This window comes from Arthrobacter sp. LFS091 (assembly GCF_047977885.1).
GTDB lineage: Bacteria > Actinomycetota > Actinomycetes > Actinomycetales > Micrococcaceae > Arthrobacter.
The window spans coordinates 224,895-239,969 of record NZ_JBFPFP010000004.1; the positions used below are offsets into that span (position 1 = coordinate 224,895).

A 15,075-nucleotide genomic window follows, 5' to 3' on the forward strand; every position below is an offset into this window, starting at 1 on the left:
GAAAGTAACCTCAGCTGGGGCGTTGGGGCGCCCCGAAATTGGGGGTGTTTCGAGAAATCCTCCTACATTCTCCCGCGTGGCGGCAAATCCTAGCTGCGGTTCTCGGGCGGCATGGCGATCTGAAGCTTGCGTACTTTTCCGCGCCCCACGATGTACCCGCGTCCTGGAATGAAGTCCGTGCTGACCCGCCCAAGCGAGGTGTTGAGCAAGGAATCACCCTCGACGTCTCCTGGATTCAGCAACAGCCCGCGACGCCCGGATTTGAAAGGCTGGGCGAGGGACCAGGCCTGCGACCAGGTCGACGTTTCGGACTCACCCACCACCCATTGGTCGGCCTTGATCGCTGCCGTGACCAACCGCCCGACGCCGGACTCGGCCAACGTATCGGTGAACTCTGTCAGTCCCTCGATGAATATGGCCATGGTGCCCGGATTATCCGATGCCTTGTCGATCAGGTCATCAACCACATCCGAGACCTCGTCCGGTCCCACCAGGGACCTGCTCCAAATGTTCAGGTCCGCGACCGCCGAGCGCCGCGACCCGATGTAGATGAGGTCGGTCCGGGGATTGGACCGGCGCAGCGCGTACGCCAGGGTGACCAGTGCCACCGTTCGCCCGGCGCCCGGGGGGCCTGCGAGCAGGAGCGAACCCTTGGCCGCAATGGCAGCCGGGCCGAGGGTTTCGTCGTCGACGCCGATGACCGGGTTGTCCGGCGCGCCGCCGGGCAGGATGTCCAGGTCCACCAGTTCGGGGAGCCGCTGGATCTGGGGTGCCTGTTCGAGGCCCTGGCGGATCATTGCCTGGCTGAGCTTGGCCACTTCCCTCGCCTGAAGGGCAAGGTTCGAGTTGCCGCCCAGCACGGCGAGCTGGACCTCGAGTCCGTCCAGCAGTCCACGCCCGGGAGGCGAAGCTGCATTGAGGACGTCCTTGGGAACGTCAAGGGTCATGTAGTCGTCCTCGGAGCTGAGGCGAAGAACCAACCGTTTCTGGATGGATGCAAGGAGCGACGCCGGGACGGAGTTGGTGCGGTCACCGCTCACTACCAGGTGGATGCCCAAGGGACGACCGTCCGTGGCCAGGGTCAGGAAGATGTCCCAGAGCGCGGACAGCTTGCTGTACTCGTACCCTTCCCGGAACGCCGACATACCGTCCACGAGGATGAAGATGCGCTTTTCGTCCGGTTTGTTGGCCAGTTCCCGGTATTCGACGATCGTTGAGGCCCGGACCTCCGCAAACCGTGCTGCCCGGTCATCAGCGACGTCCTTGAGCCAGCGGAGCAGCCTGCCGACTCTTTCGACGTCGTCGCCGTTGATGATTTCGCCGACGTGCGGAAGACCCTCGAGCATCTTCAAGCCGTTGGAACCACAGTCGATGCCATAAACGTGCACGGGCCCGCCACGGGGTGTGACGGCCGCGGCGATGGCGATGCTGCGCAAAGCTGCCGATTTGCCGGATCCACCCGTGCCGTAGACGGCCATGTTGCCGTCCTTGTCCGGCTCGTAGAAAACGGTCGGCTGGTCCTGGTGGGCGGGGTCGTCGGCCACTCCGAGCAGAAGGCGCTCATCGCTTCGCGGGTTCGGGAGCTTGGAGAAATCGTAGGTGGTGGCCAGTTCGTTGAGCCACGGCTTCCTGGGCGGCTCAATCGACAGGACGTCAGCTGCCCGGATGATGTTTCCGGTCATCCTGGCAATGTCGTTGGGACCGGCAGGTTCTTCCTCTCCATGCTGGTCCAGAGGCGGTTCCCACGCAGGTCCGGATCCGAAGGCCATCTCCACAATGTCGATGCGGGGACGCTGGGGCTTGTCCGTGGTCCAACCACCGGCATAGCCGGTCTGGAAACCCTGGATGCGTCCCGGGCCGGTCTTCGCGGCACCGCGGCCTGGAATGGACGGGTCAAAGTACGCTGCAGTGGGAACGCCGAGGATGTCCACCGCGTCCACTTCGTCGGCCATGCGCAACGCAACCCGGAGATTGGTGTTGGCGCGCAGGTTGTCCTTGATGACCCCGGCGGGCCGTTGAGTGGCGAGGATCAGGTGCAGGCCCAAGGATCGGCCACGGGCTGCGACGTCCACAACGCCATCGACGAACTCCGGAACCTCGGTGGCGAGTGCGGCGAATTCGTCCACGATGATGATGAGGTACGGCGGCGCTTCGGGATCCGCTTCGCGTTGGAGTGCCAGCAGGTCCTTTGCCTTCTTCCGGTTAAGGAGGCGTTCGCGGTAGTGCAGCTCGGCGCGCAGGGATGTCAGTGCCCGGCGGACCAGGTGCGGCGAAAGGTCGGTGACGAGGCCTACGGTGTGCGGCAGGTGGAGGCAGTCCGCGAACGCTGCACCGCCCTTGTAGTCGACGAAGAGGAAACTGACGCGGTCCGGACTGTAGGCGGCGGCCATGCCCATGACCCAGGACTGCAGGAACTCGGACTTGCCCGCACCGGTGGTTCCGCCCACCAGCGCGTGCGGTCCCTCGTTCTTGAGGTCCAGGTAGAACGGCTCCACGCCCTTGGAGCCCACCAGGGCCCGGAGGCTGCCGTTGTCTTTGCGGTTGGGCACGGCCGTGGCGTGGACGGAGTTGTTCTCCTGCCACCGCTCGGCAACGGCCTGCGGGTTGTCCATCAGCTCCTTGCCGATCAACGTGGCGTAGGAGACAGCACGCGGAAGATCGGAGTCGTCCTCGAGCGGGTTTCCGACATCCACCAGGGGTGACATCATGCGAGCGAGTTGCGTCGCCAGCTCCGCATCGACGCTTTCGCAACTGACCGGATACGTGTGGCGCCCCAGGCGCACCTGGCCCGTGGTTGTGCCGTGATCGCCGTCGACCGACAGGAAATCGCGGCAGGCTGCCGGCAAGGACTGGACATTCGCGGCCACCCACATGATGTGGACGCCGTAGTCTGGGCCCCTCTCCACCAGGCGGGTGAGGCGTCCGCGGTCCACGGGAGCATCGTCCTCGACGACCACCAGGACCGCGGGAACAACGGGGCCAGGAAGCTCTTCGTGCTCATCCTTAAGCCCGGGCCGCAGCTGCGGACCCGGTTCCTTGGCCATGGACTCGCGTTCTTCCACGAGGTTCTCGAGACGGGACAACAGTGCTGCACCTGCCCCGGGACCGGCCGCCAGATGGTCCCCTGACAGGGGGCTATGGCCCGAGCCCACGTGTGGGAGCCATTGCAGCCAGTCCCAGCGTTCCCGTGACCGGGCCGAGGTCAGCGCCGCCAAGACCACTTCCGCCGGTGAGTGCAGGCCTACCAGTTGAAGCACCACGCCGCGGGCGACGTCGTCCACCACGCTGCGGTCACCGGCCACCCCGAAGGAACCCGAGGTGCGCAACTGCGAAACGACCGGTACACCCTCGATGACACGGACCTGCTGCAGGCACTCCTGGATTTCGCGCATGTACCGGGGTTCGGTTTCGTTTGCACCCGGTTCCTCGAACTGGATCCGCGACGGCGCGGAGCCGAGCCCGAACCGCACCCCGAGGAAGTGCTCGTGCTCTGGACGCTTGGTCCACAGGAGCGGCCCGAGCTTGTAGATCGCGTCCACGGTGTCACTGACGGACGGCGCTTCCTGCAGCCTGACCGCCCGTTCGATGTTTTGCTGCCGGTCGATGTCCTCGCGGAAAGCCAGCATGGCAGCCGTGAACTGTTTGTGGCCTTCCTTGGCCTGGCGCTTGCTTTGCATCTTGTGGTCCACATAGTGGCCGACGATGAAGAGCGGCATCATGGCCATGAACAGCACTGAGAGCAGGTTCTGGGTGACGGCGAAAAGCACGCCACCCATCAGCAGCGGTGCCACCAGCATGATGTACGGGAACGGCTGGTGCTCGGGACGCTTCGGACCGGCCGGTGGCACCCGCTTGGGCGATTCGAACCTGGGGAGCACACGCGGCGAGCGGTTGAAGTCCACCAGCGGCGAGGACGGTCCACCACTGTGGTTCCGCGAGAGGGCAACCACGCCCACGGTGGTGTCACCCAGCGTCACCGTATCGGAGGAACCAAGGGTTGCCCGCGTCACGGGCAACCCGTCCATGAGCAGGCCGTTGGCCGAATTCGTGTCAACGATCTCCACGGTTTCGCCCACGGTGACCCGCGCATGGCGCTTCGAGGTGAGCGGATCCGAAAGGCGGATGTCCACGTCCCGGTCCCGGCCGATGTAGCTGGTACCGAACGGCAGCGAAAATTCGCGGCCGACGTCGGGCCCTGACAAGACGCGCAAGGTCGCCGCCGCGGGTCCCCTGTTGTTGCCGTCGGCGTGGCCGTTCGAGGCGAACTGCTCACTTACCGGCGCGAGGGAGACTTTGGAGCCGGGCCGGAGTCCCGACTCCAACAGGTTGTCCGTTGGCCGGAGGACGTGCCCGGAAAGCCCGCCACCGACGAACGCTTCGTCGACGCTGATGGACAGGTTCGACGGCGGTTCAGTTCCCTTACGCGCGGGGTCCGCCACCCAGAGCTCGGTGGCGATGTCCGCGACGGTGGCGCGGCCATCAACTGTGACGGCGAGGTCCTTGGCTTCAGCCGGATCGCGCCGCAGGGTCAGGCGGAACTTCATGCTTCGTCTGCTCCAGTCATGATTTCAAGGAGGTGCAGGTCAGCCGCTGTCACCAGATGCGAGGTCACGGCGTGCTCAACCAGGCGGGCACGGCGGTTGGTGGCGAGTTTTCCGGCTCCCCCACGCAGCCCGACCACGCCTACGCGGTCCAGTTTGTCGCACACATTGTCCAACTTGCGGTTGAAACGGGTGAGCGCCCACCCCAGCCGCTTTGCGGCCTCAGCCGACGACGGGATTGCGCTGAAACCGGTGCCGTCACGCCGAAGCATGGGCTCGGCCAGCGCGACAATCAGCGCCTTCTGCGAATCGGTGAAAACCACGGGCCCAATGGTGGTGTCGCCTGCCTGGTCCTCATCGCGTGCTTCGTGGCGGAACGAAGGGGTTTTCAAATGCACCGCGAACTCGTAGGTGGTTGGACCGGCCGTGAAAATCACGTTGGTGTGGCTGAAGACCAGCGGAATCCGGGCCCCGGGAGCCAGCCAGGCCTGCATCCCGCCGGAACCGTCGGCGATGGTGGCGGACAGCATGCTGCCCACGTTGCTGAGCCACCAGATGCCGTCGTAACGGGCAATCTGCAGGAAGCGCCGGTGCAAGTAAGGGTTGTCATCTACCTCAAGGTCGCCTTCGCGGCCGATGTCGAACACGTCCTCGTCGGATGGTTCGTACCATTCCCCACAGAAATCTATTGCTAGATCCCCCATGATCTGTGCCTCCTTGGTGGGCAGTGATTTTGTTGCATAAGCCGTCTACTTGTCCAGGCAAGCGATGGAGTCAGGTCCTCCGGGTGATGCTGATCCGTCAGCCCTGACCAGGATGACCTGGATACATACCGGTGGCGCGGTGGTACCCGACACCACCGCGTTGGTGGCGAGCGTCGACTCGTAGGGGCCGTCGGACTTGGCCGACTTGGTCCGCCATTTGAAGGTGTCCCCGGGCTTCATCTCGACGTGATCCCACCGGAAAATAATGAGCGCGGGTCCCCCGCCACCGGACTGCTTCTCAGCGTGCAAGCCGGTCACTTCAGGAACGCCGCCATCACCCAATGCGTCCACGGGCGGCTTGCTGCTGGTCTCAGTGGGAGCTGCCTTGGGTTGGGCATTAGCCCCCAGGACAACGCCCACCACAATGGCCACCACCAGGACAGCTGCGCCGGTTGCCGCCAACCACAGGTTCCGCTTGCCGTGGTCGGCCGGCTGGGGCTCAACCGGTGCGGCACCCGATGGCGCGCCTGAGCGGCTGACCGTGGCGTCGACGTCGTCGTTTTTGCCGGAAGGCTGCCAGCCACGGAGGACAGTCGACTCGGCGGTGTCCGGCTCGGCCGGGGCACGGTTGGCCGTGTGGTCCGGCACCCGGAACTGCGGCGGCGCCTGGAGCTGGGCATGCGTCTGCACCGTCTGTGGCGGGTTCCTGGGCTGCACTGGCTGCGGGCTTGTGCCTGGGACCGTGGACGGGAATGTGCGTGCCGGGAACGTCGGGGCGGACCCGGTCGTGGCGGTTCCGGAAGCGTCGGGGTCGATGGAGGCGATGCTCCGGACCCGGGTCTCCTCGAAGTCGTCGTCCGGGTGCTCGTCGCCATGGCCAGGTTCTTCGAGCACTTCGAAGGGCGTGACGGAGAGGTTGAGTTCGGTCTGGATCCGCTGCAGCGCCAGGGCGAAAGCATGCGCCGAGGAGTAGCGGGATTCGGGCGACTTCGCCATGGCCGTAGCCAGCACCAACTCAAGCGATTCGGGGACGTCGGCACGGCCCAGGCGCGGAAGGGCCGAGTTGGTAATCCGCGAAATCAGTTCACGCTGCGAGTTGTCCTGGCCCGGGAGGACGAAAGGCGAACGGCCAGCCAGCAACGTGTAGAGGGTGGCGCCCAAAGCCCAGATGTCCACCGGGACACCTTCAACAGCGCCACCGCGGAACTGCTCCGGCGGCGACCACGGAATGGACATGCCGGCGTCGTCCTCGGTGTCGGCACCGATGGTGCCGGAGATGCCGAAGTCCGTCAGCGCCGGCCTGTTGTAATCGGTGACCAGGATGTTGGCGGGCTTGATGTCGCGGTGCACGATGCCTGCGCGGTGCGCGGTCTCGACGGCGGACGCCACCTGGATCCCGATGGCGAGGACCTCGTCCACGCTGAAGCGCTGACGACGGTAGCGGACGTCCAAGCTTGGCCTGGAGCAGTATTCCATGGCGAGGTAGGAGTGACCGTTTTCGGTGATCTCGGCCTCGAAGATCGTCACGATGTACGGGTGTGACGACAACTGCGCCATCAGGTTCGCCTCTGACTCGAAGCGGCGGCGCGCCCCTTCGGTCTTCAGGTCCGACAGCAGCACCTTCACAGCCACTTTTCGTCGCGGCCTGTCCTGCTCGTACAGGTAAACATCCGAGAAGCCACCGGAACCCAGCAGGCTGATGTATTTGAAACCCGGGATGGGTGGAGGCGGCGCGGGGGGCCTCTTGGAACTCAAAGAATCTCCTCGAAACGCAATGAAATATCGTCACCCAGTTCGGCGATGTCGCCGTCCAGCAGGATAGCCATCTCGTTCTGGGCGAGCCGGCGTGGCGCTTGCCCTTCCCTGATGAGCACGGTGCCATTGGTGGCCTTCAAGTCACACAACATGACGTGCCAGCCCTCCAGCCGCACCTCGACATGCGAGCGCGAAATGTCCCCGCCGGGACTTTCCACCTGTATGAGGCGGGGCATGGTGCCACCCTGGACACGGGAAACCGACGGCTGCCGGCCAATAATCAGCGACTGGTCAAGGTCGATGAGCTCGCCTGTGGAAAGCCGCATGCGGCCGAGCCGGGGTCGCGGGACGTGGACCGCGTCCCCGGACAGTGCCATACCGCACACGGAGCATTGCGGGTAGGTTGGCGGATTGGCATGTCCAGCTGGGCAGACACGCGCCAGGACACTCGGCCCATTGACGGGTGCTGTTCCTGCAGCTGCACCGGACTGCTGGGCGGCTGCGTCGTTACCGACGGGAAGACTGCTCTTCATGATGGTTTCGCCGTCGTGGTCCGGGTCCGCTCCTCCGGACGTCTCCGACGGCGGGGGCGGTGGCAAGGCAGGCGACCAACCCGTTGGCATTTGGGGTGCGGGTTCGGCCACTTGCTCCGCGGCCTGAACGGCCGGCGCAGCGGACGGGTTGCCGACCGCAGTTGACGTGCCGGAGCTGCTTCGGAGCCACGGAACCGAATCGATGAGGCCCGTGGCCGGTACAGCCTGGACCTGCCCGACGGCGGACTCGGACGGAGTGGGCCCGCTCGCTGCCGCTGTGGTTTCCGTAGCCGGGGGATTTGCCGGGGATGGCGGAGGGGCCGGTGCTTCGTGTGGGTGCGCGGCTTCATCGTCGATTCGGACGGCGGCGTCCTCGATGTTCCGCATCACCGTCTTATCCCAGAGGTGGTCGTAGTTGGTGGTGTTCTCCAGCGACGGGACCAAGGGATCGGTGGTGCTGGGGTGGACGGGACGTTCGGCTGCTTCTTCTGGCTCCGGTTCGGGTTCCGGATCGGGCTCCGCTTCGGGTTCCGGATCGGGCTCCGGTTCCGGCTCCGGGAAGCCGATCATGGTTTCATCGGACACCGGTTCGGAGACAGGGGTCCCGGTCGCTGCGGTTTCAGGAACGGCTATGGCTACGGCTTCAGCATCAGCCTCGGCCACAGCGCGGCCTGCCGCGGTACCCAACTGGACGTCAAGGGATGCCAGCAGCACCACGCCTTCGGCCAAGGGAAAGCTGTTCAGGGCAGCCCCGCTCAACGAAGACTGGTCCAATGGCCCGGTGCTGCTGTCGATGCGGAGACTGTAACCCCGGGCATCCGCGATCCGACGTTCGGTCCAGGTAGTCACGTCCCGCCCGGTAATCCGTTCCTGGCCTTCCTCCAAGTGCACCAGCAATTCGAGCTCCCCGCGGAGGAAAACACGCAGGGCATCCGTGGCGGCGATGATCCCGAACGGAGGGATGCGGCTGAGCGAGACCCCGAAGGCCTCCGTCACTTCGTGCAGCACCTCATGGGCCTCGGGCGCAGATGCCAGCAGCTCCCACACTGTATCGATGAGTGCGTGTGGCGTGTCAGGGCCCAGGAGAACAACTGTCCCCCCACGGACCACGCCGAACCACTCACCGTGCTGGTATCGGGCCGGCGAGCGGTGGTTACTGCTTGCCATCGGCGCCTTCCTGCTGGTCAGTTCCATTCACCCAAGCCCTGGGAAGGGTGTCTTCCTCCACCTCGGACGCGACCTCAGGCCTCGGCGCGGTAGTGGCGATGCCGGCGTCGTTCAACACGTTCTTGGCGTCAACCACAATCACGGTGACGTTGTCCCGGCCCCCGCTCCGCAGAGCCGCCTGGATCAGCGCGTCCACCGCGTCCTGCGGGTGGGCCACTGTGCTGAGGATGCGGAACATGTGCTCATCGCCGAGTTCGCCGTTGAGGCCGTCAGAGCAGACCATGATCCGGTCGCCTTCCTGGATGGGAAGCAACCAGAAGTCGGCCTCGGTTTCATCTCCCGTACCCAAGGCGCGCGTGACCACATGGCGCCGAGGATGGACTGCCGCCTGTTCGGCAGTGATGTCACCGGAGTCCACCAGTTCCTGCACTTCGGAGTGGTCCACGCTGACCTGGGCGAACTCGCCCTGGCTCAGGCGGTAGGTCCTGGAGTCTCCGATGTTCATCACCAGCCAGTAGGGCAGGCCCATCTGTTCCACCACCACGACGCCGGACAGGGTTGTCCCTGCCCGGGCTCCGGTGGCAGCCCGGATGGCTGCGTCGGCGTTCAGCAGGCAGGCCTGCAGCTCCGCCGCAGAGGCGGTGCGGACGCCCGACGCGAGTTCGGGTGAGCTCCCCAACGTCCGCACGCACATGCCGCTGGCTATTTCGCCGGCCTCGTGGCCGCCCATGCCGTCAGCCACGGCAAAAACGGGGTCGGCCGCGATGAACGAATCCTCGTTCAGCTCGCGCCGGAGACCACGATCGGTCCCGTACCCGTAACTCAGGCGGAAGGTGGACGGTGCTGATGCCTGGCCGGCGTCAGCGGGCGTGGACGGCTGTGGATTCATGCTTGTCCTAGGTGGAAGGAACGGTCGCCAAAGTGGACTGTCGAACCGGGACGCACCAGTACGGCGTCGCCGGGGTGGAGCCTGGTCTGGATGCCGTCAGGCGTGGTGACTGCGCTCCCGTTGGTGGAATTCCGGTCGGTGACCCACACGCCGTCGCCATCAACCCGGAGGTGCAGATGGGTTTTGGAGATGGACCTGCCGGGGTCCGACACCGGCAACAGCTGCTCCACGTTTTCCCCGGGCTGGGGTGCAGGGTTCCGTCCAACGAGGACCGAGCCGCCGAGCTGAACATCCTGGCCGTCGTCGACCGTAATCCTCAGTACCGCCTGGGCCCGGCGGGCCCCGGGCCGCATTTGGGTCCGTTCGACGTCGTCATCCGGGTGGGCAGCAAAACCGTGCTGCTTGGCAGGTTCAGGCCGCGGTGCGGCATGGGCCTCTTGGGGGACGACGGCGGTGGCTTCCGGGTTCACGGTCGGTTGCAGTCCCGCTACGGTTACGGGGCGCGGGGCTGTGGGTGGCCGCCATTGATTGGGGTCGTGCGATGGCTGCACGGACGGCGCCGGGCTTGGGCCGGGCGCGGCCTGCGACGGTGAAACCTGCGTCGGGGCACCCTGCGCACGTTGGGTGGGCCTGCCGCCCGGGACCGGCGAGGTCACAGGCTGCACCGGCGGGAGGTTCATCGGCGCGAAACTGTAGGGACCCTGGATGCCGCCGGTGGTCACGGGATTGCGCCCTGCACCAACATCGAAGGCCAATGTCTTCGCGGCCTTGTCGTGCCAGCCACGCAGCTTGCCGTCCTTGTCCCATGCGTTGGAGACGACAACCAGGATGGCCCACACCGCGCCCAGCACCACCAGCGGCAATCCAATCCACAGGACCGGACCAATGAGGCCAAGGGCAGAGAGGATCACCGAGGCGAGTGCGCCGAGGAACAGGACACACCCGGTCACGATGCCCCTAACAAAGACCGCACCTGCGCCGGGTGCGTAGCCGTCGGAGTCCGTGCTCCGGATACCCATCAGCTTGTTCCCAATGGTGTTCCCGGTTCTGGCTTCCAATCCCAGGAGCACAAACGCGTAAACCACTGTCACTCCCAGGCCTATGCTGCCCAGGAGGACCAACAGCCCGGTGTCATAGACAATGAAGCCGTTCCTACGGGTCTGGGTGATGCCGGCAATGCCAATGGCGAAGGTGGTGGCCAGGACGGCGATGGGACCAAGCCAGTCCAGAACCGCCGCACCGAGCCGCTTCCCGGTGGATGCAGGCACCAACTCCAGCTTGCTGGTCATTGTTGCCCCTCCCCCTGGTCCCGGTCCTGCGTCCGGCGTCGTTGTTGTTCCCGCCTGCGCATGGTGCACCGGCGATGACACTACCGAGATACTACCGGGATCGGTGGGGCCTTGCCGGGCGGAAGACTCCAGAGCAGCCATTTGGGCGTGGTTGATGTTGCCCTCCTTGCGTGCTCCACGATTGCTCAGGGGAGATCCGCACTGCGTACAGAATGTGGACCCCGGACGGACCGGGTGACGGCAAGCCGGACAAAGTTCTGGCTGGCTACTGTTCATCAGTGGAGTCCTTCATGCGCTTCAAACGAAACCGCCGGCGGCCGGCAGTGGTTGATGACTGTTCGCGACGGCGGAGCGCTGCCCTTCCGTCCGACAACAGCGACCGCGGTGAGAACCTCGCCTGCTGCCGTTTCCAGAAGCCAACGCTCCCCGTGATATCGGTCAGGGACGAATCCACGATCTTCCAGTACTCCTTCACCTCTTCCTCGCTGGGCTGTCCGGCCCCGAAAACGGCCGCATCGGCCCGGTGGGCGAGCATGGTGGTGGTGCTCCCTGTGGACGGGAACGCATCCGCGATGACCGTGGCGGACTCGCGGCGGGTGGACTTGGTATCGATGGAAGCACCCAGGTCAGTTGCGAGGCTCAGTACTTCGTTCCAGCCACCGCCCACACGCTGGGCCGGATGGCCATCACGGAAGCGTGCCTTACGGCGTCGTGATTTCAGCAGGAGGATCAGCAACAGCGGAATGGCCAGGATCCCCAGTGGAATCAGCGCAACCCCGATGGCAGCGAGCAACGGACCCCAGAAGAGCCAGGGGTTGTTCTTCTTCTCGTCCGCGTCCAACGCGTCAGGAGTGGAGTCCGGCGGCAGATCCGCAGGTTCCTGGGGCGGGGGTGGCGGCTGCAGCACCTGCGGCTTGGGCTTTGACTTGTTCTCCGGGTCCGGCGGGATCGGCACGTTGTCCTTAGGCGGCGTGGGATCGAAGGACACCCACCCTACCCGGTCGAAGGCCACCTCCACCCAGGCGTGCACGTCCTTGCCCGTGATCTTGATATCGCCTGCACCGTTCTCGGGGCTCTTGGGATCCGGGTAGAAACCCATGACGACGCGGGACGGAATCCCCAGGTGGCGAAGCATGAGCGACATGGAAACGGCATACTGCTCGTCGTCGCCCAGCATCTGCTTGGCAGAAAGCATGTTCCTGATCCGCGCAGCACTGTGGCCGGGAAGGCTGGGAAGCTGGCCGTCGGCTACCAACCCGTTGCTGAATGCCCCGCTCTTTTGGAAATGGGCCTCGATCTGGCGGACACGGTCAATGGCCGTGGGTGCGTCGGCAGAAATTTCGTTGGCCTGCGACGCCACGATCGGCGGGACGTCCTGGGCATCAGGCAGGGTCATCTTCGCAAAGTCGTACTGCGTCAGCTGGCCGTGCTCCAAGGTGCCCGGATCGGAGACCTGGACCGTATAGGTGTCGCCCTTGGCCATGCCGTTGGTGGTCACGGCGGTGTCTGTTCCTGAGTTGAAATAGAGACCGGAGGCGGCGCCCGAAGCATCAGCGAAACTCATGCCGGTGGTGTGGCGGCCACCCGGGACGAAGTATCCCTGATAGTCCTCAATGCTGATGTCCAGGGTGTAGTTGGTGGCCTTGACCGGGCTGCCGGCGTCAGCCAATGTGTTCAACGACTTGGCATCTCCCACTTTGCTGAAGTTTCCGGAGCTGTTCGGGTCCATGGTGTAGTTCGTGCCGTTGAAGGCGTCCAGTGCCGCGAGCCGGACCCGGGCATCCTTGGGCAGGCCCTTCACCGTAAAGAGGGTGTGGTCCTTCTCGTCCTTGACGAAATTCCGGAAGCTCGCCAGCGGCGTGATGTAGTCCCGGGGGTCGAAGGGGGGCACGATCGTGTTGCGGAGGACCTTCCGGTCGTCGCTGGCGGTCACCAGGGGTGATGCGAGCGCGGTGACGCCAACCGCAACGGCGATCACGGCTGCAGCAGTCCCCAGGCGGCGGAGCTGTCCGCGGCGGGCCGCACCGGCGTCGGAATTGGGCCTGTTGGCCGAAACGGTCCTGGTGCTGCTCTGGCGCAGGACGTCGCGGCGGAACGTCGCCCAAACGATTGACACGATGGTCAGCGAGACGCCGCGCTCCACGTTGAGGAACCCGGCGTTGGTGCTGAACGCGATACCGGTAACGAACAGTACAAGCACTGGAAGCAGCGGCCAGTAAGGGCTTTTCAGCCGCCATGTCAGGAGTCCCGCGGCCAGGGCCGTGAGCAGCGAGCTCAGGAACGGCACGATCAGCGTGCCGTTCGCGGTCCCCACGGGAACCCCGACGGTCAACATGTCTTTCCAGGCGAAGACAACGCCCAGGAGCAAGGTCCTCAGCGACTCCAGGCTTGGCAGGACGCCGAATGCCGCAGAGTCCGGGACCGCCAGCGCCGGGCCGAGCAGCAGGTAGGCGCCAAGGGCCAAGGCGGTAGTGATGAGCATCCCCAGGCGCAAGTGCATGTTCAGCACCGCAATACCCAGTCCCAGGAGCACACCTCCCAGGCCTGCGATGAAATAACGGGGGTCTCCCCCGAAGCTGAGGCTGAAGCCAAGAACGCCGAGCAGCAGCAACACTGTCAAAGAGGCGAAGTCGACGGCGAAATGCCACAGGGGGCGGCCGGCACCGAATGGCGATCCCCCGCCGGTATTCCTGGTCCGGCCCGCAGACCTGGCCGCACGGGGCCGGACGCGAACGTTGGGCGCGGAGCTCATGCTGCCGCCTTTCGAAGAACAATGGCGAGATCGTCCAGGTCGCCAACGGTGAGGACGGTCAGGTCCGCGATGTTGGCCCTGGACGCCGCGGCCCCGGGTTGAACCCGCACGGCCAGGCTTCGCACGCCCGGCGGAACGGAGGCTGCCGAGGTACGGAGCTGGGTCGCTGTGACGTGGCTGCCGACGACGAAGAACACCACGGAGGCGTTCGGGACAGCGTCTGCAAGATTCCGGGCGAGGTCGACGGCGGTCTTTCGCATGGGTGCCCCGACAATCCGGGTGGTGTCGTCCAACAGGTTGCGGCCGGTTTCACAGCGAAGCGGCCCCTTTTGGGTCAGGACGTCCAGGTCACGCTGTTCGCGGATGGCTTGGCGGCCGATGGACGCCGCAACCGAAATTGCCATTTCGAACTCCGCCTCGGAGTCGTATTCGTCGGTGTTGATCGACAACGCAATGGCGAGGTGCGCGCGGCGCGTCTCCTCGAACTGGCGGACCATGAGCTTGTTGGTGCGCGCGGTGGTCTTCCAATGGATATGGCGACGATCATCACCGGGGACGTAATCGCGCAGGGCATGGAAGGACACGTCGGCGCTTGAGAGCTCGGTGGTCGGCATGCCCTCGAGGTCGCGGATGAATCCAGCGGCGGAACTGCCCAAAGACACCGTCCGCGGGTGCACGAACAAATCCACGGGCTCGGTCCACAGCACCCTGCGACGCAGGAGGTGCAGGGGGTCGGCCCGAACCGAACGGACAGGCCCCACCACTATCACTGCCCGGCGGGCTGTGGGGATGGTGAAGAGGTCCTCATGGACCTGGGCGGGTTTCATGCGCGGCAAGTGGAAGATCGCGGTGTTGGCGCCCACGGGCAATTCAAGCGCCGCAGGCAGGAGGGGCCGGGTGGAAACGTTGGATACGGCGATGCTGCCCACCGCGTCGTCTCCAACAGCTACACGGGTGCGGGCAAGGTCCAGGACCACACCGTATGCGGAGCGGCCAACAATGAAGGCGATGGCCAGGACAAACAGGAGGAAGGCCACCAACGCGGCCGACTTCGCTTCCTGCCAACCCCAGGCCTGACCGGCCCACCACAGCCCGATGGCAGCAGCCAGGACAACCCAGCCCAGGAGGCTGACCACGGCAAGAACGGGCCAGGCATACGTCAACCAGGCTTTCCGGACTGCGCGCCAGGCCGGGAGCAGGACCTCACCGGCCGTTCCAGCCGCTTCAGCCCAGAGCGACGCCGGGTGGAGCTTGCTTGCCTTGCTGGTTCGGCCACCCCGGTCGAGGCGGTTGCCCGAGGGATCGGCCGAACCGCGGAGGCCGCGGACGGCGCCGCCAAGCGACGAGGCAGCGCGCTTGAGCGAATCAGCAGCCCTGTTCAGGGGTGTGCTGGAGGACATGTGGGGACCTTTGTTCGTGCCGGAGTTGTTCGTGCCGGACTGCAG

At 65.4% G+C, this 15,075-nt stretch carries 8 protein-coding genes; all 8 read right to left on the reverse strand.

Going from position 1 to position 15,075, the window contains the following annotated elements; genetic code table 11:
• Positions 1 to 89: 89 nt before the first annotated feature.
• Genes ACNQOP_RS09280 through ACNQOP_RS09315 form a run of 8 tightly spaced genes read right to left on the reverse strand, consistent with a single transcriptional unit; the run spans position 90 to position 15,030 of the window.
• Positions 90 to 4,544 (reverse strand): FtsK/SpoIIIE domain-containing protein, encoded by a 4,455-nt coding sequence (locus ACNQOP_RS09280; protein WP_416404288.1) that lies wholly within the window; start codon positions 4,542 to 4,544, stop codon positions 90 to 92.
• Positions 4,541 to 5,245, reverse strand: a complete 705-nt coding sequence (locus tag ACNQOP_RS09285) for a hypothetical protein (RefSeq protein WP_416404289.1) — start codon at positions 5,243 to 5,245, stop codon at positions 4,541 to 4,543. Before ACNQOP_RS09285 ends, ACNQOP_RS09280 begins: the two co-directional genes overlap by 4 nt.
• A gap of 45 nt (positions 5,246 to 5,290) precedes the next feature.
• The gene (locus ACNQOP_RS09290; protein WP_416404291.1) at positions 5,291 to 7,000 is read right to left on the reverse strand and encodes a protein kinase domain-containing protein; all 1,710 of its coding nucleotides are present in this window, start codon (positions 6,998 to 7,000) and stop codon (positions 5,291 to 5,293) included.
• On the reverse strand, positions 6,997 to 8,700 hold the full coding sequence (locus ACNQOP_RS09295; RefSeq protein ID WP_416404292.1) for an FHA domain-containing protein: 1,704 nt from the start codon (positions 8,698 to 8,700) through the stop codon (positions 6,997 to 6,999). Before ACNQOP_RS09295 ends, ACNQOP_RS09290 begins: the two co-directional genes overlap by 4 nt.
• Positions 8,687 to 9,589, reverse strand: a complete 903-nt coding sequence (locus tag ACNQOP_RS09300) for a PP2C family protein-serine/threonine phosphatase (RefSeq protein ID WP_257368545.1) — start codon at positions 9,587 to 9,589, stop codon at positions 8,687 to 8,689. The genes ACNQOP_RS09295 and ACNQOP_RS09300 overlap by 14 nt, the downstream gene beginning before the upstream one ends.
• The gene (locus ACNQOP_RS09305) at positions 9,586 to 11,154 is read right to left on the reverse strand and encodes an RDD family protein (protein ID WP_416404294.1); all 1,569 of its coding nucleotides are present in this window, start codon (positions 11,152 to 11,154) and stop codon (positions 9,586 to 9,588) included. Before ACNQOP_RS09305 ends, ACNQOP_RS09300 begins: the two co-directional genes overlap by 4 nt.
• The gene (locus ACNQOP_RS09310; protein ID WP_416404295.1) at positions 11,144 to 13,630 is read right to left on the reverse strand and encodes a transglutaminase-like domain-containing protein; all 2,487 of its coding nucleotides are present in this window, start codon (positions 13,628 to 13,630) and stop codon (positions 11,144 to 11,146) included. Before ACNQOP_RS09310 ends, ACNQOP_RS09305 begins: the two co-directional genes overlap by 11 nt.
• Positions 13,627 to 15,030, reverse strand: a complete 1,404-nt coding sequence (locus ACNQOP_RS09315) for a DUF58 domain-containing protein (protein WP_257368551.1) — start codon at positions 15,028 to 15,030, stop codon at positions 13,627 to 13,629. The genes ACNQOP_RS09310 and ACNQOP_RS09315 overlap by 4 nt, the downstream gene beginning before the upstream one ends.
• Positions 15,031 to 15,075 lie beyond the last annotated feature (45 nt).

Excerpts from the sequence above, each read along its gene's own strand:
- ACNQOP_RS09280 (WP_416404288.1), bottom strand. The coding sequence starts at position 4,544 with ATGAAGTTCCGCCTGACCCTGCGGCGCGATCCGGCTGAAGCCAAGGAC.
- ACNQOP_RS09285 (WP_416404289.1), bottom strand. The coding sequence starts at position 5,245 with ATGGGGGATCTAGCAATAGATTTCTGTGGGGAATGGTACGAACCATCC.
- ACNQOP_RS09295 (WP_416404292.1), bottom strand. The coding sequence starts at position 8,700 with ATGGCAAGCAGTAACCACCGCTCGCCGGCCCGATACCAGCACGGTGAG.
- ACNQOP_RS09300 (WP_257368545.1), bottom strand. The coding sequence starts at position 9,589 with ATGAATCCACAGCCGTCCACGCCCGCTGACGCCGGCCAGGCATCAGCA.
- ACNQOP_RS09305 (WP_416404294.1), bottom strand. The coding sequence starts at position 11,154 with ATGAACAGTAGCCAGCCAGAACTTTGTCCGGCTTGCCGTCACCCGGTC.
- ACNQOP_RS09310 (WP_416404295.1), bottom strand. The coding sequence starts at position 13,630 with ATGAGCTCCGCGCCCAACGTTCGCGTCCGGCCCCGTGCGGCCAGGTCT.
- ACNQOP_RS09315 (WP_257368551.1), bottom strand. The coding sequence starts at position 15,030 with ATGTCCTCCAGCACACCCCTGAACAGGGCTGCTGATTCGCTCAAGCGC.